18 protein-coding genes and 1 tRNA gene are annotated in these 19,588 nt (G+C 71.0%); 5 read left to right on the top strand and 14 right to left on the bottom strand.

Translation table 11 applies throughout. The features are described from left to right. Nucleotides 1-36: 36 nt before the first annotated feature. The 9 genes from pheT to YWW_RS0107780 all read right to left on the bottom strand — a co-directional run bounded on the left by pheT (nucleotide 37) and on the right by YWW_RS0107780 (nucleotide 7,368). Complete coding sequence (gene pheT / locus YWW_RS0107820) at nucleotides 37-2,517, bottom strand: phenylalanine--tRNA ligase subunit beta (protein ID WP_026929695.1); 2,481 nt, start codon at nucleotides 2,515-2,517, stop codon at nucleotides 37-39. Nucleotides 2,518-2,520: 3 nt separating this feature from the next. Next, entirely contained in the window at nucleotides 2,521-3,588 is a 1,068-nt protein-coding gene (gene pheS, locus YWW_RS0107815) for a phenylalanine--tRNA ligase subunit alpha (protein WP_026929694.1), read from the bottom strand. Between the two features lie 147 nt (nucleotides 3,589-3,735). Then, nucleotides 3,736-4,539 (bottom strand): TrmH family RNA methyltransferase, encoded by an 804-nt coding sequence (locus tag YWW_RS0107810; RefSeq protein ID WP_026929693.1) that lies wholly within the window; start codon nucleotides 4,537-4,539, stop codon nucleotides 3,736-3,738. Further along, entirely contained in the window at nucleotides 4,540-4,923 is a 384-nt protein-coding gene (rplT, locus tag YWW_RS0107805) for a 50S ribosomal protein L20 (RefSeq protein WP_026929692.1), read from the bottom strand. A gap of 48 nt (nucleotides 4,924-4,971) precedes the next feature. Beyond that, complete coding sequence (gene rpmI / locus YWW_RS0107800) at nucleotides 4,972-5,166, bottom strand: 50S ribosomal protein L35 (RefSeq protein ID WP_026929691.1); 195 nt, start codon at nucleotides 5,164-5,166, stop codon at nucleotides 4,972-4,974. An 80-nt stretch (nucleotides 5,167-5,246) separates the two neighbouring features. Then, on the bottom strand, nucleotides 5,247-5,825 hold the full coding sequence (gene infC, locus YWW_RS28950) for a translation initiation factor IF-3 (RefSeq protein WP_081687274.1): 579 nt from the start codon (nucleotides 5,823-5,825) through the stop codon (nucleotides 5,247-5,249). 320 nt (nucleotides 5,826-6,145) lie between these two features. Further along, nucleotides 6,146-6,616 (bottom strand): PH domain-containing protein, encoded by a 471-nt coding sequence (locus tag YWW_RS0107790; protein ID WP_081687273.1) that lies wholly within the window; start codon nucleotides 6,614-6,616, stop codon nucleotides 6,146-6,148. Between the two features lie 54 nt (nucleotides 6,617-6,670). Further along, nucleotides 6,671-7,066 carry a hypothetical protein gene (locus YWW_RS0107785; RefSeq protein ID WP_026924996.1) on the bottom strand — a complete coding sequence of 132 codons (396 nt, stop codon included), beginning with the start codon at nucleotides 7,064-7,066 and terminating at the stop codon, nucleotides 6,671-6,673. Next, entirely contained in the window at nucleotides 7,063-7,368 is a 306-nt protein-coding gene (locus YWW_RS0107780; protein ID WP_162145924.1) for a ribbon-helix-helix domain-containing protein, read from the bottom strand. Before YWW_RS0107780 ends, YWW_RS0107785 begins: the two co-directional genes overlap by 4 nt. Nucleotides 7,369-7,489: 121 nt before the next feature. Between YWW_RS0107780 and YWW_RS0107775 the strand changes: the two genes are divergently transcribed. The 4 genes from YWW_RS0107775 to YWW_RS0107760 all read left to right on the top strand — a co-directional run bounded on the left by YWW_RS0107775 (nucleotide 7,490) and on the right by YWW_RS0107760 (nucleotide 13,794). Beyond that, the gene (locus tag YWW_RS0107775; protein ID WP_026929688.1) at nucleotides 7,490-8,950 is read left to right on the top strand and encodes an aminopeptidase P family protein; all 1,461 of its coding nucleotides are present in this window, start codon (nucleotides 7,490-7,492) and stop codon (nucleotides 8,948-8,950) included. Between the two features lie 454 nt (nucleotides 8,951-9,404). Beyond that, complete coding sequence (acnA, locus tag YWW_RS0107770) at nucleotides 9,405-12,128, top strand: aconitate hydratase AcnA (RefSeq protein ID WP_026929687.1); 2,724 nt, start codon at nucleotides 9,405-9,407, stop codon at nucleotides 12,126-12,128. A gap of 97 nt (nucleotides 12,129-12,225) precedes the next feature. Beyond that, nucleotides 12,226-12,687, top strand: a complete 462-nt coding sequence (locus YWW_RS28945; RefSeq protein ID WP_051325504.1) for a DUF3291 domain-containing protein — start codon at nucleotides 12,226-12,228, stop codon at nucleotides 12,685-12,687. 54 nt (nucleotides 12,688-12,741) lie between these two features. After that, on the top strand, nucleotides 12,742-13,794 hold the full coding sequence (locus tag YWW_RS0107760; protein WP_026929686.1) for an NAD(P)-binding domain-containing protein: 1,053 nt from the start codon (nucleotides 12,742-12,744) through the stop codon (nucleotides 13,792-13,794). On the opposite strand, the gene YWW_RS0107755 is transcribed toward YWW_RS0107760, so the two are convergent. From YWW_RS0107755 to YWW_RS0107735, 5 genes are all read right to left on the bottom strand, one after another. Next, a complete protein-coding gene (locus YWW_RS0107755; protein ID WP_035704192.1) occupies nucleotides 13,787-14,623 on the bottom strand; it encodes an endonuclease/exonuclease/phosphatase family protein in 837 nt (278 codons plus the stop codon). The genes YWW_RS0107760 and YWW_RS0107755 overlap by 8 nt on opposite strands. Before the next feature lie 98 nt (nucleotides 14,624-14,721). Next, the gene (locus YWW_RS0107750; RefSeq protein ID WP_026929684.1) at nucleotides 14,722-15,633 is read right to left on the bottom strand and encodes an endonuclease/exonuclease/phosphatase family protein; all 912 of its coding nucleotides are present in this window, start codon (nucleotides 15,631-15,633) and stop codon (nucleotides 14,722-14,724) included. A 142-nt stretch (nucleotides 15,634-15,775) separates the two neighbouring features. Then, nucleotides 15,776-17,188 (bottom strand): FAD-dependent monooxygenase, encoded by a 1,413-nt coding sequence (locus YWW_RS28940; RefSeq protein ID WP_035704190.1) that lies wholly within the window; start codon nucleotides 17,186-17,188, stop codon nucleotides 15,776-15,778. A 204-nt stretch (nucleotides 17,189-17,392) separates the two neighbouring features. Continuing rightward, a complete protein-coding gene (locus YWW_RS0107740) occupies nucleotides 17,393-18,556 on the bottom strand; it encodes a VLRF1 family aeRF1-type release factor (RefSeq protein ID WP_155830008.1) in 1,164 nt (387 codons plus the stop codon). A 77-nt stretch (nucleotides 18,557-18,633) separates the two neighbouring features. Further along, the gene (locus YWW_RS0107735) at nucleotides 18,634-19,329 is read right to left on the bottom strand and encodes a DsbA family protein (protein ID WP_026929682.1); all 696 of its coding nucleotides are present in this window, start codon (nucleotides 19,327-19,329) and stop codon (nucleotides 18,634-18,636) included. A gap of 146 nt (nucleotides 19,330-19,475) precedes the next feature. Between YWW_RS0107735 and YWW_RS0107730 the strand changes: the two genes are divergently transcribed. Beyond that, a tRNA-Val gene (locus YWW_RS0107730) sits at nucleotides 19,476-19,550 on the top strand. The last annotated feature ends 38 nt before the right edge of the window (nucleotides 19,551-19,588 follow it).

Genomic DNA, 19,588 nt, shown 5'->3' with positions numbered 1-19,588 from the left:
CGGGNCGGCGCCCGCCGGTTCGATCCCACGGAACCCCTACTCGCGGATGGTCGCCCCGAAGCGTTCGGCGGCCACGGCCACGGCGGCGTCGCGGATGGCGACGCCCTCCTCGTTGGTCAGCGTCCGGTCGACCGAGCGCAGCTCCATCTTGAACGCCAGCGACTTCCTGGCCTCGCCGAGTTTCGCGTCGCGGTAGACGTCGAACAGGCGCAGCCCGTCGAGCAGCTCTCCGGCGCCCTCGCGGAGCGCGGCCTCGACCTCGCCGGCCGGGACGGCCTCGGCGACCACCACGGCCACGTCGATGAGCGTCGCCGGGTAGTGCGAGATGACCGGCGCGGGCGCCAGGTCCGGCACCGGGATCGCGGTCAGGTCGAGCTCCATCGCGGCGGTGCGCCTCGGCAGCCCGAGCGCCTCGCACACCTCCGGGTGCAGCTCGCCGGCGTGGCCGACGACTTCGCCTTCGACGCGCAGCTCGGCGCAGCGGCCCGGATGCCACGGCGCCGTCTCGCCTTGGGCGGTCTCGAGCTCCACCCCGGCCGCCTCGGCGACGATCTCGGCGGCCTCGATCGCGTCGGCCCAGTCGACCTGGCGCCCGGGGCCCTCGACACCGGCCGGGACGGCCGTGCCGCACAGGATCGCGGCGAGGTGCCGCGGCTGGACGGGCAGGCGCCGGATCGCGGCCGAGATCGCCTCGTCGCCGGGGCGCCTGGAGACCGGCAGGTCGACGAGGTCGAACTCGGTCCAGCCCTCGGCGGGCTGGAACACCAGGCCCTCCTCGAAGACCGCGAGGTCCCTCGTGCCGCGAGCCAGGTTCGTCTTGACGGCGCCCACCAGGCTCGCGAGCACCGTGGTCCGCAGCAGCGGCGCGGTGTCGTCGAGCGGGTTGAGGACCGCGACGGCGTCGCGCTGCGGGTCCTTCTCGTCGAGGCCCAGCTCGTCGGCGCGCTCGCGCGAGACGAACGGGAAGGTGTAGGTCTCGATGAAGCCGTTGTCCGCCAAGGCGCGCGCCACGCGGCGGCGGCGGCGCTGCTGCGGCGTCAGCCCGGTCCCGGCGATGGCCCGCGGAATGCTCGAGGGGATGTGCGCGTAGCCGTGGAGGCGCGCCACCTCCTCGACCAGGTCGGCCGGATCGGTCAGGTCGGGACGCCAGGTGGCCGGCGTGACGGTCAGGACCGTGCCGCTGTCGACGGTGCTGCTCTCGATGGCGCAGCCGGCCGCCTCGAGCATCGCGATGACCGTGTCGCGGTCGTAGTCGACGCCGATGGTCTTCGCGGGCAGGTCGACCGGCAGGTCGATCGCCGCGACCGGCCTGCGGTGGTCGACGTCGGCGACCTCCTCGACGAGCGTCCCGCCGCCGTACTCGACCAGCAGCTCGGCCGCGCGCTGGGCCGCGATCAGGCTCAGGGCGGAGTCGACGCCGCGCTCGTAGCGCTTGGAGGCCTCGGAGCTCAGCCTGTGCCGCCGCGAGGTGCGCGCGATCGCGACCTGGTCCCAGTGGGCCGCCTCGATGAGCACGTTCCGCGTGCGCTCGTCGACCTCGGAGGACTGGCCGCCCATGACGCCGGCCAGCGAGAGCGGGCCGGTCGCGTCGCAGATGACCATGTCCTCGGGGTCGAGCGCCCGCTCGGCGCCGTCGAGGGTGGTGAGCTTCTCGCCCTGCTCGGCGCGGCGCACCACGAGCACGTCCTCGAGCTTGTCGCGGTCGAAGGCGTGGAGCGGGTGGCCCAGTTCGAGCATCAGGTAGTTGGTGACGTCGACGGCCAGGCCCAGCGGGCGCATCCCGGCCTGGGTGAGGCGCCGGGCCATCCACTCGGGGGACTCGGCGTAGGCGTCCACGGCGCGCACCTCGCGCAGCGTGAAGCGGTTGCAGCCGTCGGTCTCGACGCGGAGCGGGTACGGCTGGTGCTCGGTCGCGGCCGGCTCGGCGGCCTTCCCGGCCGGGTCGTCGAACGCGACGCCGAGCCGGTGGGCGACCTCGCGGGCGACACCGCGCAGCGAGAAGCAGTAGCCCATGTCGGGCGTGATGGCCAGCTCGAACACGACGTCGTCGAGGCCGACGACCGGGCGGGCGTCGGCGCCGACGGTCCCTTCGGGCAGGACCATGATGCCCTCGTGGTCCTCGGAGACGCCGAGTTCGCGCGCCGAGCAGATCATGCCGTCCGACAGGCGCCCGTAGGTCTTGCGGGAGCCGATGGCGAAGCCGCCGGGCAGGACCGCGCCGGGCAGGGCGACGACGACGAGGTCGCCTTCGGCGAAGTTGCGGGCGCCGCAGATGATCGAGCGGGGCTCGTCCTCGCCGACGTCCACGTGGCAGTGGCGGATCGGCTTCTTGAACTCGGTGAGCTCCTCGACCGAGGCCACGCGGCCGACCACGAGCGGGCCGGTGACCTGGGCGCGCAGGTCGTGGACCGCTTCGACTTCGAGGCCGGCGTCGACCAGGGCCGCGTCGATCTCGGCGGTGGACAGGTCCTCGGGCAGGGCGGCGTACTCGGACAGCCAGGAGACTGGGATCCGCATCGTCTACTCCTCCACTCGCAGGCCGGCGGGGAAGCGGACGTCCCCGTCGATGATGTCCCTCAGGTCGGTGATGCCGTGGCGCAGCATGAGCGCGCGCTCGACGCCCATGCCGAAGGCGAAGCCCGAGTAGACGTCGGGGTCGATGCCGCAGGCGCGCAGCACGCGCGGGTTGACCATGCCGCAGCCGCCCCACTCGATCCAGCGGGCGCCGTCCTTGTGGGCGGAGAACCAGACGTCGACCTCGGCGCTGGGCTCGGTGAACGGGAAGTAGGACGGGCGCAGGCGCGTCTTGGCCTCGGGTCCGAACACCGACTTCGCGAAGTGGTCGAGGGTGCCTTTGAGGTCGGCCATGGTGATGCCCTTGTCGACGACCAGGCCCTCGGTCTGGTGGAAGACGGGCGAGTGGGTGGCGTCGAGCTCGTCGGTGCGGTAGACGCGGCCGGGCGCGACGGTGTAGATCGGCGGCTCCTTGGTGAGCATCGTGTGGATCTGCACGGTCGAGGTGTGCGTGCGCAGCACCATGCCGGAGCCGAGCTCCCCGTCCCCGTCGGCGATGTGGAACGTGTCCATCATGGTGCGGGCCGGGTGGTCGGGGTGGATGTTCAGCGCGTCGAAGTTGAACCACTCGAGCTCGACCTCGGGGCCCTCGCCGATCTCGTAGCCCATCGCGACGAACAGGTCGGCGATGCGGTCCATCTGGACGTTGATCGGGTGGCGCGCGCCGGTGCGGCGCCTGGGCGTGCGGGCGGTGACGTCGACGGTCTCCTCGCGGAGGATCCGCCGGGCCTCGGCCGCTTCGAGGGTGGCCTTGCGGGCCTCGTAGACGGCGGTGATCTGCTGGCGGGCGGCGTTGACGTTCCGTCCGGCCTCGCCGCGCTCATTGCCCGGGAGCGACCCGATGGCGCGGCGGGCCAGGGACACCGGGGCCTTGTCACCGAGGCAGGCGGACTTGGCCGCGGCCAGCTCGTCGAGGCCGTCGGCGGCCTCGATGGCCGTGCTCGCTTCTTTGACGGCCCTGATCAGGGCCTCCGGCTGGACCAGGCCGGCCTGGTTGTCGTTGTCTGTGCTCATACGTCTTTCTCCTGGCGGGACCTAAGGAGTCTAAGGAAGCCGCGCGGCTCGGCCGCAGCCCGCCAGGGAGGAAGTGTGGACAGCTAGCGCCACAGCCCGCACCCGGCGGGCTGGATAAATTCGCGGTAGCTGGTGCGCATGCGTCGATCATAACCGCACACGCTGCGCCGACGCGCTCGCGTATAGGCAGACTCCGGCGGCGACGGCGAGGTTGAGGCTCTCGGCCCTCCCCCAGACGGGGACGCCGACGCGGCGGTGCGCGAGATCAGCCGTCTTGTCGAGGCCGTGGGCCTCGGAGCCGAACAGCCAGACCGTGGGGGCGTCGAGCTCACCGCGGGCGGCGAGCTCGAACAGGTCGTCCCCGCCGACCTCCGCGGCGAGGATCTGCGTCTCGTTGAACACGTCGAGCATCTCGGCGGTGTCGGCGCCGCGGATGACCGGCAGGTGGAACAGGCTCCCGGCCGAGGCGCGCACGCATTTGCCGTTGTACGGGTCGACCGAGTCGGTCCCGAAGACGACGCAGTCGGCTCCGGCGGCATCGGCCGCGCGCAGGATCGTCCCGGCGTTGCCGGGGTCGGTGATGCCGTGGAGGACGGCAACGAGCCTCGCCTCGACCGGCAGGCGCTGGTCGAGGAAGCGGCAGGCGGCCACGAGCCCCTGCGGGGTGACGGTCTCGGCCAGGCTCTCGAGGGCCTCGTCGGTGACCGGGTGCAGGTGCGCCCCGGCCGCGTGGGCGGCGTCGATCAGCTCGTCGTGGCGGACGTCGGCGTCGAGGGTGTAGAACAGGTCGTCCACGGCCCCGGCGGCGACCGCCTCGCGGACGGCCTGCGGGCCTTCGGCGAGGAACCGCCCGGCCTTGTCGCGGCCGCGGCGGCGCTGGAGCTTCCGGGCGGCGACAACCCGGGACGATCGCGGCGTGAGCGCGTCCGTCCCGGGTGCGTCAGTGGTCATCTACTGCTCGACCGGGGCGTTGACATCCTCGGGGAGCGCCTTCTTGGCGACCTCGACCAGCCCGGTGAAGGCGGCCGGGTCGTTGACGGCCAGCTCGGCGAGGATCTTGCGGTCGACCTCCACCTCGGCGAGCTTCAGGCCCTGCATGAAGCGGTTGTAGCTGATGCCGTTGGCGCGGGCGGCCGCGTTGATGCGGGTGATCCACAGCTTGCGGAACTCCCGCTTGCGGGCCTTGCGGTCCCGGTAGGAGTAGGTGTACGAGTGCAGCAGCTGCTCTTTGGCCTTGCGGTACAGGCGGGAGCGCTGGCCTCGGTAGCCCTTGGCCTCCTCGAGTACGGTGCGACGCTTCTTCTTGGCGTTCACCGAACGCTTAACGCGTGCCACAGTTCTTTCTCCTTGCGATAAAGCGGATGTGAGTCAACGGGGAGGGGGCTAGCGGCCCAGCAGCTTTTTGACCTGCTTCTGGTCGGCCTTGGCCACCTCGGTGCGGCCGTCCTTGCCGCGCTTGAGCTTGGAGCTCTTGTGCTCCAGCAGGTGGTTCTTGCCGGCCTTGCGGCGCATCAGCTTGCCGGAGCCGCTGACCTTGAACCGCTTCTTGGCGCCGCTGTGGGTCTTCATCTTCGGCATCGTGCTTCTCCTTAGTGTGCTTCAACGGCCGCGCCGGGAGCGGGCGCAGTGCGCCCGCTTCGGCTCGGCGTGTGGGCGGTCTACTCGGCGCCCTCGGCGGGCGCCTCTTCCGCGTCGCGGTCGCGGCCGCCCTTGCGGCCGCCGCCTTTGACGTCGCCCTTCGGGCGGTGCGGGGCGACGACCATGACCATGTTGCGGCCGTCCTGCTTGGGGGCCGATTCGACGGCCCCGAGGTCGGCGATCTCCTCGGCGAGCTTGTCGAGCAGGCGCCGTCCCAGTTCGGGGCGCGACTGCTCGCGGCCGCGGAACATGATGGTGATCTTGACCTTGTCGCCGGCCTTGAGGAACCGCACGATGTGACCCTTCTTGGTCTCGTAGTCGTGCGTGTCGATCTTCGGCCGAAGCTTCATTTCCTTGATGACGGTCTGCTGCTGGTTGCGGCGCGAGGCACGGGCCTTCTGTGCGGACTCGTACTTGTACTTGCCGTAGTCCATGAGCTTGCAGACCGGCGGTCGGGCAGTGGGCGCAACCTCGACCAGATCCATGTCGACGTCGGCGGCCAATTGCAGGGCCTTGTCGATCGACACGATGCCGACCTGCTCACCCTGCGGACCGACCAGGCGCACTTCACGTGCCCGGATCTGGTCGTTAACGCGCAAATCGCTGATGGGGCCTCCTTGTTTCGCGATTTCCGCCGGTGCCTCGCACCGGCGACCCGAGGTTGTCTCTCGTTGCTCGCGAACGCGCCGGGTAACGCGCTCGCGTCGCAGGCCCCAGTTCCCAGATAAAAAGGCCTCGGCGCATGCCAAGGCCCATTCCACGGCACGACGGCCTCGCGTGGAGGCGTCGTGTGCGACCCGTTCGCCGCTGTGGCTGCGGGTGGGAGCTGGGCTCCGCTTGACGGTGCGCCGCCCATGGGGCGGGCACAACGGTCAAGTATAACCGCATGCCGCGGGCGAGGCCGCGTTCGACACCCCTCCTATGACCCGCGCGACTGCTCCATGAGCGCCCGCAGGTGCTTGACGGCCTCCACGGCGCGCCGCTTGTCGGTCATCTGGATGGCCATGACGGCGATCTCCTCGTCGTCGGCCAGCTCCAGGGTGGCCCACTGGACCCGCTCGGGCACGGTGATGCCGACGACGACGCCCCAGGGCAGGCGGTGCGTCGAGGCGACGTTGCGGACCTCGATGCCGTGCTCGTCGGCGCGGACCCGCAGCCGCAGGAACGAGAGGATGACCCCGGCGCCGATGAGGCCCAGGCCGATCATGGCGGCCTGGTCGGCGGGGTGGACGGCGCCGCCGCCCTCGGTGCGGGCGCCCAGCGAGAACGAGAGCCCGATGAAGGCGCCGGCGAACATGGTCGCGCCGATCCACGCCCCGATGCGCGACTTGCGGGGTTTGTACTCGTACGGGCCGACCTCGGTCATGGGCTTCTCCTGTGCGGCGTGCATGCGTCTCCCTCGGTTCTTCACCTCAGGGGTTCCCGTCGCCTTCGAGGGTTCCCCTTACGGCAGCTGATCTATCTCCAGGCCCGAGTCGAATGCCAGCAGAGTCTTCGGCTCGCCGGTCACGATGGGCCAGCCGGGGCGTTTCAGGCCACACCAGGCGACGTGCCCGGCGGCGATGTTGCCGTGCTGGCGCGAGCGCGAGAGCATCAGGCCGACGTCGCGCGCCGATTTCTGGTCGAGCTCCATGACCACGGTGACCGGCAGCCCGAGGAGCACGAGGAGGGCGTCGCGGTCGCGGCGGCGGGCCTGCGCCCACGCTTCGGCGAGCGCTCCGGAGGGGATGGCGAGGACCACGTTCTGCTCGAGCGCGGTGAACACCACGGCCTGGGGGTAGGGCATGGAGGTGGCGAAACCGACGATGGCCGACACGTCCAGGATTCGGCCACCGATCACTTCTTGCCCTCTCCTTCGTCGTCGTTGACGCCGAGGACTTCGCGGGCCCAGGCCAGGTGCTCGGCTCCCGGGGCCTGCCCCTTGCGTTCGAACAGGTCCTGGAGTTCGGTCAGGGACCGGTCGCGTTCGAGGCGCTCGGCGACGGCCGCCGTGACGTAGTCCGACACCGAGTCGGCCCGGCCGACCGCGACCAGGCGGCGGATCTGCTCGATCTGGTCGTCCGGCAGGGAGACGCTCGAACGCGAGGCGTCCGCCCCCGCTCCGGGACGGGGGTTGAGCGACGAATTGGCGCGATCGGTCACCATCTCAGGTTAACCGGGCGCGAAGGCCCGCCGGGACTCGACATGACCGCATTCGGGTCCCCGGCACCGGGGTACGGTCGGAGTGAACGCTTGAAATCCGAGCTGAAGAGAAGGACCTGCGATGGCTGAGAAGAAATCCGGCGAGCGGCCGCACGACCCGAAATTCCCCCGGAAATTCCTCGAATTCATGCGTTCGGGGTGGGGTCCTTCAGACCTGGAGGCCACCGAGCTCGAGCAGGCGCCGTACTGCGCTCGGCGGCGCGAGGCGGTGTCGGCGGCCTTCCCCGGTGAGACGATCGTCGTCCCCACCGGCGCCGAGAAGGTGCGCGCGAACGACACGCACTTCCGCTTCCGGGCCGGCTCGGACTTCGCGTGGCTGACCGGCGACCTCGACCCCGAGGGCGTGCTGGTCCTGCACCCGTCGGCCACCGGGCACGACGCGGTGCTGTACCGCAGGCCGCGCAAGGGCACCGACTCCGACGAGTTCTTCCGTTCGGCGAAGTACGGGGAGCTGTGGATCGGCCGCAAGAACTCCCTGGACGAGACGGCGACGCTGCTCGGCGTCGAGTGCCGCGACGTCGAGGGGCTCGGCGGCGCGCTCGACGGGCTGGGCCGCTCGCAGGTGCGGGTGCTGCGCGGCATCGACGCGGCGATCGACGCCCGCTTCGAGGCCGAGAAGGCCGAAGCGGGGCTGACGCGCGACGGCGAGCTGGCCGCCGTGCTCTCCGAGCTGCGGCTGACCAAGGACGCCTGGGAGCTGGCGCAGCTCCAGGACGCCGTCGACGCCACCGTCCGCGGCTTCGAGGACGTGGCCGCGATCCTGCCGGCCGAGGGCTCGATCCCCGAGCGGCTCATCGAGGGCGTGTTCGGCATGCGGGCCCGCGTGGAGGGCAACGGCATCGGCTACGACTCCATCGTGGGCGCCGGCTCGCACGCGACGACGCTGCACTGGATCACCAACGACGGGCGCACCTCGCCGGGCGAGCTGATCCTCATGGACATGGGCGTGGAGAACGACCACCTCTACACCGCCGACGTCACGCGCACGCTGCCGGTGAGCGGGGCGTTCACGCCGCTGCAACGGCAGGTGTACGAGATCGTGCACGCCTCTCAGCAGGCGGGCATGGACGCGATCAAGCCCGGCGTCGAGTTCCAGGAGATCCACCAGACGTGCATGCGGGTGCTGGCCGAAGGCCTCGACGACCTGGGCGTGCTGCCGGTGTCGGTGGACGAGGCGCTCGACAAGGACTCGCTGGTCTATCGCAGGTGGACGCTGCACGGCTTCGGCCACATGCTCGGCCTCGACGTCCACGACTGCGCGGCCTCGCGGCCCGAGCACTACTACAAGGGCAGGGTCGAGGAGAACTACGTGCTGACCGTGGAGCCGGGGCTGTACTTCCAGGCCAACGACGAGCTCGTGCCCGAGGAGCTGCGCGGGGTCGGCATCCGCATCGAGGACGACGTGCGGGTGACCGCCGAGGGCTGCGAGAACCTCTCGGCGGGGCTGCCGAGGTCCGCCGACGACGTCGAGCAGTGGCTCGCCGCCCGGCGCGAGGCCGGCCCGCGCCTGCCCGGCGCCTAGCCCGTCCGCAGGCGGGTCCGGGCCGCGGCCCGGACCCGTTCGAGCCGGTCGGACCGGCGCCACGGTGTCCTAACTGTATGGAGTATCCGCAGGTGTCGAGCCCTAGGTCAGGGCGGGTGCAAGGGCCGAAAACCCACCGCGTATAGTCCGATTTAAGGCTTATATCCACCGCACCGGGCCGGCGGCGGCGATCAACACCGCACACCAACCGCCCGCCGCCGCCGGCCTTTAAGAACTCCGGTGCGAGTCCTTCTCATTTCCCAGCGCGCAGGCGTGCCCGGGCGCCTAGACTCGGCGTGGTAAGGTTGTTCCAGTCAAAAAAGACGGACGTACTGTTTGCTTGTTGGACCAGACGCTGTGCCGCCGCTCCCCTCCCGGCCGACCTCCGTCGCCGACGCCCGGCGCTGCGGCAGACTGTGTCCGACAACCTAGACCAGAATCGGGAGTACTAACGGTGAGCACGGACTCCTTCGGCGCCCGCGAAGCCCTGCGGGTCGGCGAAAACGAATACGACATCTACCGCATCGACAAGGTCGAGGGCCACGACCGGCTGCCGTACAGCCTCAAGGTCCTCCTCGAGAACCTGCTGCGCAACGAGGACGGCGCGGACATCACCGCCGACCACATCCGCGCGCTCGGCTCGTGGGATCCCGCCGCCAAGCCCAGCACCGAGATCCAGTTCACGCCCGCCCGCGTCATCATGCAGGACTTCACCGGCGTGCCGTGCGTGGTCGACCTGGCCACCATGCGCGAGGCCGTCCGCGACCTCGGCGGCGACCCGTCCCGGATCAACCCGCTCGCGCCCGCCGAGATGGTCATCGACCACTCGGTCATCGTCGACTTCTTCGGCCGCCCCGACTCCTTCCAGCGCAACGTCGAACGCGAATACGAGCGCAACCGCGAGCGCTACCAGTTCCTGCGCTGGGGCCAGACCGCCTTCGACGAGTTCAAGGTCGTCCCGCCGGGGACCGGCATCGTCCACCAGGTCAACATCGAGCACCTCGCCCGCGTCGTCATGACGCGCGACGGCGCCGCCTACCCCGACACCTGCGTCGGCACCGACTCCCACACCACCATGGAGAACGGCATCGGCGTCCTCGGCTGGGGCGTCGGCGGCATCGAGGCCGAGGCGGCCATGCTCGGCCAGCCGATCTCGATGCTCATCCCGCGCGTGGTCGGCTTCAAGCTCTCCGGCGACCTCCCGCCCGGCGCCACCGCCACCGACCTGGTCCTCACCATCACCGAGATGCTCCGCGACCACGGCGTCGTCGGCAAGTTCGTCGAGTTCTACGGCGAGGGCGTCGCCAGCGTGCCGGTCGCCGACCGCTCCACGCTCGGCAACATGAGCCCGGAGTTCGGCTCCACCTGCGCGATCTTCCCGATCGACGAGCTCACCGTCGACTACCTGCGCCTGACCGGACGTGACGAGGAGCAGATCGCCCTGGTCGAGGCCTACGCCAAGGCCCAGGGCCTGTGGCACGACCCGAGCCGCGAGGCCGCCTACTCCGAGTACCTCGAGCTCGAGCTGTCGACCGTGGTGCCCTCCATCGCCGGCCCGAAGCGCCCGCAGGACCGCATCCAGCTCGACAGGGCCGACCACCAGTGGCGCCGCGACGTGCCGAACTACGTCACCACCGACGAGTCCGGCGTGGAGTCCTTCCCGGGCTCCGACTCGCCCGCCGTGGCGCCCAACGGCGAGCGGCCGCACAACCCGCAGACGGTCAAGACCGACGCCGGCGTGTTCGAGGTCGACCACGGCGACGTGGTCATCGCCGCGATCACCTCCTGCACCAACACCTCCAACCCGTACGTCATGGTCGGCGCGGGCCTGCTGGCCAAGAACGCCGTCGAGGCCGGGCTGGAGTCCAAGCCGTGGGTGAAGACCTCGCTCGCGCCCGGTTCGCAGGTCGTCACCGGCTATCTTCAGCGGGCCGGGCTGTCGTCCTATCTCGACAAGCTCGGGTTCAACCTCGTCGGCTACGGCTGCACCACCTGCATCGGCAACTCGGGCCCGCTGCCCGAGGACATCTCCAGGGCCGTCCAGGCCGGCGACCTCGCCGTCACCTCGGTGCTGAGCGGCAACCGCAACTTCGAGGGCCGCATCAACCCCGACGTCAAGATGAACTACCTGGCGAGCCCGCCGCTGGTCGTGGCGTACGCGCTGGCCGGGTCGATGGACGTGAACCTGACGACCGACCCGATCGGCAAGGGCAAGGACGGCCAGGACGTGTACCTGCGGGACATCTGGCCCGCCCTCGAGGACATCCGCGAGGTCGTCGACGGCAACATCGGCCGCGAGATGTTCCTGCGCGAGTACGCCTCCGTGTTCGACGGCGACGAGACCTGGCGGTCGCTGCCGATCCCGACCGGCGACACCTTCGAGTGGGACGAGGCCTCGACGTACGTGCGCAAGGCCCCCTACTTCGAGGGGATGCCGGCGGACCCGGAGCCGATCGAGGACATCGCGGGCGCGCGGGTGCTGGCGAAGCTGGGCGACTCGGTGACGACCGACCACATCTCCCCCGCCGGGTCGATCAAGGCCGACTCGCCGGCCGGCGAGTACCTGAAGTCGCAGGGCGTGGGCCCGGCGGACTTCAACTCCTACGGCTCGCGGCGCGGCAACCACGAGGTGATGGTGCGCGGCACCTTCGCGAACATCCGCCTGCGCAACCAGCTCGCTCCGGGCACCGAGGGCGGCTGGACGCGCGACTTCACGCAGGACGGCGGGCCGGTGTCGACCATCTACGACGCCGCCCAGCACTACGCCGAGTCCGGCACGCCGCTGGTGGTGTTCGCGGGCAAGGAGTACGGGACCGGCTCCAGCCGCGACTGGGCCGCGAAGGGCACGCGCCTGCTGGGCGTGCGGGCCGTCATCGCCGAGTCGTACGAGCGGATCCACCGCTCGAACCTGATCGGGATGGGCGTGCTGCCGCTCCAGTTCCCCGAGGGCGAGACGCACCAGAGCCTGGGCCTGAGCGGTGAGGAGACCGTCTCGATCAGCGGCATGACCGCGATCGACGACGGCATCCCGGACACGGTGACGGTCACGGCCGTGGCCCCGGACGGCACCGAGAAGACCTTCGAGGCGGTCGTCCGCCTGGACACGCCGGGCGAGGCCAGTTACTACCGCAACGGCGGCATCCTCCAGTACGTGCTGCGAGGCCTGCTGGCGAAGTAGGGGAAAGCGGAGGGGGCGGGCCCGCGGGCCCGCCCCCTCCGCTTTCCCGCACGCGGGCATGTTGACTCGGCCCGGCGGACACTGGCAGGCTGAGGCGATGAACGAGCCGCCGAACCACCATCTCGCGCAGTTGAACATCGCCAGGATCCTCGCGCCCCTCGACACCGCCGTGATGAGCGGCTTCATGGAGAAGCTCGACGAGGTCAACGCCGCCGCGGACGCCGCCGACGGCTTCGTGTGGCGGCTCGTCGACGACGGCGGCTCGGCGGCCACGGACTTCCGCTTCTGGGGCGACGAGTGGCTGATCCTGAACATGTCGGTGTGGACCTCGCCCGAGGCGCTGCACGCCTATGTCTACGGCGAGGCGCACCGTCCGGTGCTGCAACGGCGCCGCGAGTGGTTCGAGCACATGACCGAGGCGTACACGGCCATGTGGTGGGTGCCGGTCGGGCACGTGCCGACCGTCCCCGAGGCCGAGAAGCGCCTCGCGCTCCTGCGCGAGAAGGGGCCGACGCCTGAGGCGTTCACCGCGAAGCGGCCGTTCCCGCCGCCCGCCTGAGGCGGGTGAGCGGCCTCACGGAATCGGGGCCGACGCGTCGCGGTTGAACCGGACATGGGGCGCGAAGTCGAAGTGGTCGTCATCGGGGCCGGTCAGGCCGGCCTGGCGGCCGCGCACTCCCTGCGCAGGTACTTCGAGCCCGAGACCGGCTTCGTCGTCTTCGACCACAACCCGCGCCCCGGCGGGGCCTGGCAGCACCGCTGGCCGACGCTGACCTTCAAGACCGTCAACGGCGTCTACCAGCTCCCCGACATGCCCGTTCCCACCCCCGAGGAGTCGGCCCCGGTCGCCGAGGTCATCCCCGAGTACTTCGCCGAATACGAGCGCGCATTCGACCTGCGGGTCCAGCGCCCGGTCTCGGTCCGGGCGGTCGAATCGCTGCCCGACAAACGCCTGGAGGTCGAGACCGACCGCGGCGTCTGGACCGCACGGGCGCTCATCAACGCCACCGGCACCTGGGAGCGGCCGTTCTGGCCCCGCTACCGGGGCCAGGAGACCTTCCGGGGCCTCCAGCTCCACACCGCTCAGTACCGCGGGCCCGAGCAGTTCACCGGGCGCCGCGTCGCCGTCGTCGGCGGCGGGATCTCCGCGATCCAGCACCTGATGGAGATCCGCCCGACGGCCGCGTCGACCCATTGGATCACCCGCCGCGAACCGCAGTGGCGGGACGGCGAGTTCAACCCCGACCGGGGCCGCGAGGCCGTCGCCATGGTCGAGGAGCGGGTGCGGCGAGGACTGCGCCCGCGGAGCGTCATCAGCGTCACCGGCATCCCGCTCACGCCGGAGGTCCGGGCCGCCCGCGAGGCGGGCGTCCTCGACCGGCTGCCGATGTTCGACCGGATCGAGCCGGACGGCGCGGTCTGGGCCGACGGCCGCTTCATCGAGTTCGACACGATCCTCTGGGCGACGGGCTTTCGCGCCGCGCTCGACCACCTCGCGCCGCTGGGGCTGCGCGGGCCTCGCGGCGGCATCGCGATGGACGGCACGCGCGTCGCCGCCGATCCTCGCGTCCACCTGGTCGGCTACGGGCCGTCGGCGAGCACCATCGGCGCGAACCGCGCCGGCCGCGCCGCCGTCCGCGAGATCCGGGAGCTGCTCGCTACCTGAGGCCGACCAGCGCCTGGACCGGCCAGTGGTCCGAGGGCGGCAGGCCGTTCTCGGTGTGGACGTTGACGGCGGCCCGGTGGACCTCGGCGTCCCGGACGAGGATCCAGTCGATGCGCGGCCCGCCTTCGTCCGGCGAGCGCCGCCAGCCGTTGAAGGTGCCCCACGAGACGGGCGTGAGCCGCTCCCGCGCGGCCTCCCAGGCGTCGGTGAGGCCGGCGCCGGTGAGGGTGCGGTGGGCCTTGGAGCCGGCGTCGCAGTTGAAGTCGCCGGCGACGATCACCGGGGACCGGAAGCGCGAGACGACCTCGACGTTGAGCTTGGCGCCCTTGCGCCGGGCCCGCTCGGAGCGGTGGTCGAGGTGGTTGTCGACGACGTAGAAGTCGCGCGTGGTCTCCAGGTCCTCGAAGTGGATCCAGGTGAGCATCCGGACGGTGCGCGTGCCCCAGCTGCGGGAGCCGACGACGTCGGGGCGGCGCGAGACCCACAGGTGGTCGTATTCGAGCGGCGCGAGGCGGCGCTCGTCCCACAGGATCGCGGTGGACTCGCCGCGGCTGCCGCCGCCCCTGCCGAGGTGGAGCCAGTCGTAGCCGTCGAGGTCGGAGCGCAGCTCGCGCAGTTGCTGGAACCGGCCCTCCTGCGTGCACAGCACGGTCGGGCGCTCGCGTTCGATGAGGTTCCTGACCAGGGCTCGGCGCTTCGTCCACGGATGCGGGGAGCGGCCTCCGGCGGCGCGGAGGTTGTAGGTCATGACGTGGAGCAGCGGCGCGGCGGCCTTCCCGATGAGCGGCGCCTGGCGGTCGGTCTTCGCTTCCTCTTCCGTCGCGGCCATGTCTGCGACGATAGCCGCTCGTGGCGACGCTGTCGTCCGAACGCGAAGCCCGGCAAGGCGAAGCGGGCGCCGCCGCGGCGGCGCCCGCTTCGGGCGGCTCAGGTGAGCGAGACGAGAGCCTGGGCCGGCCAGTGGTCGGACGGGGTGAGACCGTCCTCGGAGTAGGTGTTGACGGCGGCCTTGTGGATGCGGACGCCGGGCGTGGCCAGGATCCAGTCGATGCGCCTGGCGTCCTCACTGGGGAGGGGGTCCCAGCCGTTCCAGGTGCCGTAGACGGGCGTGACCTGCTCTTCGGCCTCCAGCATGGTGTCGACGAGGCCGCCGTCGGTGAAGATCCGGTGGATGGCGGTGTCGGGGGTGTTGTTGAAGTCCCCGGCGACGATGACCGGCGAGGTCCACTCGGCGATGACGTCGAGGTTCATCTGGGCGCCCTTCTGGCGCGAGTCCTCGGACTGGTGGTCGAAGTGGTTGTTGACCGTGTAGAAGTCGCGCCCGGTCTCCAGGTCCTCGAAGCGGACCCAGGTGAGCATGCGGACGACGTTGTTGCCCCAGCCCTTGGAGCCGATGAGGCGCGGCGTGTCGGACAGCCACAGGTGGTCGTACTCGAGGACCTTGAGGCGGTCGCGCCGCCAGTAGACGGCGGTGGCCTCGCTCTGGGAGCCGCCGAGGCGGCCGAGGTGGATCCAGTCGTAGCCGTGAAGGTCGTCGTGGACGTCCTGGAGCTGGCCGAACAGGCCTTCCTGTGTGAACAGGACGGTGGGCCGCTCGCGCCTGAGGACGGTCTTGACCAGGGGGCGGCGTTCGTCCCAGGTGCGCGGGCTGGGGTTGCCGCCCTCGTAGCGGAGGTTGAAGGTGATCAGGTGGAGGCGGTCGCCCGAGGCGGGGCCGATGAGGGCGCCGCGGCCTTCGGCCTCTTCGGCATGGGCGGTGCCGGTCAGGGCGGTGCCGGCGACGGCGCCGACCACGAGGCCCGCACCGAGGATGTTGCGCCGGCTGAGGATTTTCGGCATCAGATCTCCTGGTCTCAGGAGGGACAGGGAACACGGTGATTTCACGGCAAAAGCGAAGCGGGTACAACGCTGATGCCGTGAAATCCTCGCGAACACCTGTTGTCGCCGAAGGCAATGGAACGGTCGGCGCCGATGCGTCCTCTCAGGATCGTCCGGCGTGCGCGTCGAGGTGGGCGGCGATGGCGCGGGGGTCGTCCTCGCCGGCCCAGCCGATGTAGCCGTCGGGCCTGACGACGCGGATGAGCCCGTCCGGTTCGGCCGAGGCCGCGGCGACGGCGCGGGGGTCGTCGACGGCGCTGTCGAGGACGACGAAGCGGCCGCCGCGCAGGCGCTCGTACAGCCGCGAGCCGTCGGCGAGGTCGACGTCGGCCTGGCGCCGGCCGACCAGGCGGTGATCGCCGTGCTCGTGCCCGTAGTGGATGCCGATGCCGCTGATCATGCCCATCGCGCGGGAGGCGATCGGCTTGAACCGGAGGGCGGCTCCCGCCGCGATGCCGCCGATCGCACCGCCGACGCGGGAGCGGGCGGCGGCGAGGCGGATCATCGCGCCGCTGGTGGTGAGCACCATCTTGCCGACGGGGTGGCGTTCGGCGTCGTAGGTGTCGAGCAGCGCCTCGGGGGCGCCGTTCAGGACGGCGGCGAGCTTCCAGCTCAGGTTGGCCGCGTCCTGGAGGCCGGTGTTCATGCCCTGGCCGCCCGCGGGCGAGTGGCAGTGGGCGGCGTCGCCGGCGAGGAAGACGTCGCCGTCGCGGTAGGAGGGCACCTGGCGCTCGTCGGAGTGGAAGCGGGAGATCCACCTGGCGTCGTGCATGCCGAAGTCGGTGCCGAAGGTGCGGCGGGTGGCCTCCTTGATCTCCTCGAGGTCGATGGGGTCGTCGTCGGCCTTCTGGTCTTCGCTGTTCCAGGCGAAGACGCGCCAGTACTCGTCGCCGAAGGAGGCGATGAAGCAGAACGCGCCGTGGCTGCCCGTGATGGCGGGGCTGTGCTCGGGCGGGTCGGTGAGCTTGACGTCGGCGAGCATGATCGATTTCAGGACGGCCTCGCCGGGGTAGGGCATGCCGATGGCCTTGCGGACGGCGCTGCCGACGCCGTCGGCGCCGACGACGTAAGCGGCCTGGAAGTCGCCCGCGCCGGTGTGGACGGTGACCTTTCCGTCGGCTTGGTCGACGCCGGTGACCTCGGCGTCGTGGACGATGCGGGCGCCCGCGCCGAGCGCGCGCTTCTGGAGGACTTCCTCCACGTTGTACTGCGGGGTCATGAGGAGGTAGGGGAAGCGCGTCTCGAGGTCGGCGAGGTGGAGGCTCACGCGGTTGAACAGGCGGATGCCGCCGAGGCGCGCGCCGCCGTAGGCGAGGAGTTCGTCGGCGAGGCCGCGGGCGTCGAGCATCTCGAGCGTGCGGGCGTGGACGCCGAAGGCCCGCGAGAGGTTGGACAGTTCGGCGCCGCGCCGTTCGAGGACGATGACCTCGACTCCGGACTCGGCGAGATCGCCGGCCAGGAGCAGGCCGGTGGGGCCGGCGCCGACGACGATGACTGCTGCTTGCTGGTTCGACATGGCTGTCTCCCTTGGGATGGGGGCCGAACTACTTAATTCATCATGTGTTGAATTAACGGTAGCATCGCGATGCGCGCGGCAGTAGCCCTCAAGCGGGATGATTCGGGACACAGAGGCTGGAGAAGGCAAAAATCAGGGCCGCGGGAGGTGAGCTGCCCGCGGCCCTGAACGTACTGCCGAAGTAAGGTTAGCATAACCTAAAAATCACCAGCGCAGGAAGGCGCCGACCCCGCCGGCGGGCTCCGGCAGGCGCACCTCGTCGCCGAGGATCGACACCGAGGCGTCCGTCGCCAGCGCCATGCCGATCATCTGCTCCCCCAGCTGCGCCTCCGCCACGGCGGTGGCGACGTCGGGGTCGCCCTGGTCGATACCGTCGGCCAGCACCGCCCCGGCCGGGATGCGCTGGCCGCTCCAGACCGAGTCGCGCTCGAACAGCAGCCGGTCGACGCGACCGCTCTGGAGCGCCTCGAGGACCGGCGTGGAGCCCATCGCGGCCTTCGGCGGGGCCTCGGCGAAGTCGGCGGCGAGCCGCTCGTCGCGCCGGTGGCGGGCCCGGGCCATCTCTGGAGCCAGGACCTCCTGGATCTTGGCCGGGCTGAGCTGGCCGAGCACGTGCCGGGCGGAGACCACCTCGGTCTTGAGGGCGTTGCTGAGCGACTTCGAGGCGGCGTCGACGAGCTCCGGCTCGCCGGTGAGGACGAGGAACTCCCAGCCGAAGGCGGCCACGTGCGCCTCCAGCGAGGTGTGGGCGGCGGCCAGGAACTTGGCGAGGTGCTCGGCGATGCGGAAGTCGAACAGGTCTCGCTGCGAGACCGAGCTCTGCTGGCCGTTGCCCCAGGCTCCGGCGGCGTTGACCGGTCCGGCCATCTCGCGCCACTCGGCGGTGTCGAGCTCGAAGGCGAGCCCGGAGATCTCCTCGCAGACGCCGAAGCGGCTGTCGAGGATGCGCATCCCGTGGCCGTCGACGACGGCGATCCCCGAGGGGGAGCCTTCGGCCCAGGCGGCGAACATGGGCGCGATGTGGGAGCGGGGGGCGAGGGCGACCCGGTCGGTCAGGGGCGTCTGCATCTCGACGCCGAAGACCTCGCCGTCGCCGAGCGGCACGAACATGGCCCGCCCGACGCCCGGCGCTCCGGGGCGGACGAGGCGCTCGATCTCCAGCTCCAGATCGTGGAGGCGGCGGCCCAGGACGCTGCGGGTGGGCCCGTCGACCGATTCGAGCAGCCGCCTGACGCCCTGTTCGAGCCGGTTCTTCCAGGGCGGCTGCGACCCCTCCTGTCGGGGGTCGGCGTTGACGTAGAGCGAGAGCACACCGGTGTCGTCGCGCAGGTTGACCAGCCGCAGTCGTGTCTCGCGGTCCATCGGCATGGTGGCGGCCTCCTCTTCGATGAGCGATATTCGCCTCAGGATATTCCCGAAGGAGGCCGCCCGGGCCGGTTTCGGACCTAGAGGGCGCACCCGTCGGGGCCGCAGGCCTCGGAGTCGCCGCCGAGCGTCGTGAGTTTCGGTTCCCTTTCGCTCCAAGCCTTCTCGAGGATCTCGGCGAACACCTCGGTGGGCTGGGCGCCGGAGACGCCGTACTTGCCGTCGATGACGAAGAAGGGCACGCCGTTCGCGCCGAGGCTCGCGGCCTCGGCCTCGTCGGCGCGGACGGCGTCGCCATAGGCCGCGGGGTCGTCGAGCACGGCGAGGACCTCGTCGCGGTCCAGACCGGCCCCGACGGCGACCTCGGCGATGCGGTCGCGGCTGAACAGCGACGCCTCCTCGGCGAAGTTCGCGGTGTAGAAGGCCTGCCATGCCCGGTCGGCGAGCCCTCGCTCGGCGGCCAGGTGCAGCAGCCGGTGGATGTCGAAGCTGCCGCCGTGGTCGCGGCCCTCGGCCCGGTACTCGAGCCCTTCGGCGGCGGCCAGCCCCTGGAGCCGGTGCTCACCGGCCTGGGCCTGCTCGGCGCTCATGCCGTACTTCCTGGAGAGCATCGCGACGACCTGCTCGGTCTCCTCGGTGCCGCGGCTCGGATCGAGCTCGAAGGACCGGTGGCGGACCTCCACCTCCCGACCGAACCGCTCGACGGCCTTCCCGAAACGGGACTTCCCGACGTAGCACCAGGGGCACGAGATATCCGACCAGACGTCGACACGCATCGTTTGACTCACGGCTCCTACAACAACCCCGGCGCCCCGCCGATTCCGTGACAGCGGCGACATCGCCGGGCGAAGACCCTGGACTCGCGCCCAAACCCGCGTTCAGGTACCCTTTCTCGTGCTCGGCACGCCCTTCGGCGTGCCCGGGGTGCTTAGCTCAGCGGTAGAGCGCTGCCCTTACAAGGCAGATGTCACTGGTTCGAACCCAGTAGCGCCCACCAGTGTGAGCGGCCCCGAGCGGGGTTGCACGGTCCGTGTC

Origin of the sequence: Glycomyces tenuis DSM 44171 (assembly GCF_000427885.1) — a bacterium.
GTDB lineage: Bacteria > Actinomycetota > Actinomycetes > Mycobacteriales > Micromonosporaceae > Glycomyces > Glycomyces tenuis.
The sequence above is the reverse complement of the archived record's forward strand: the minus strand, read 5'-3'. Positions and strand labels throughout refer to the sequence as shown.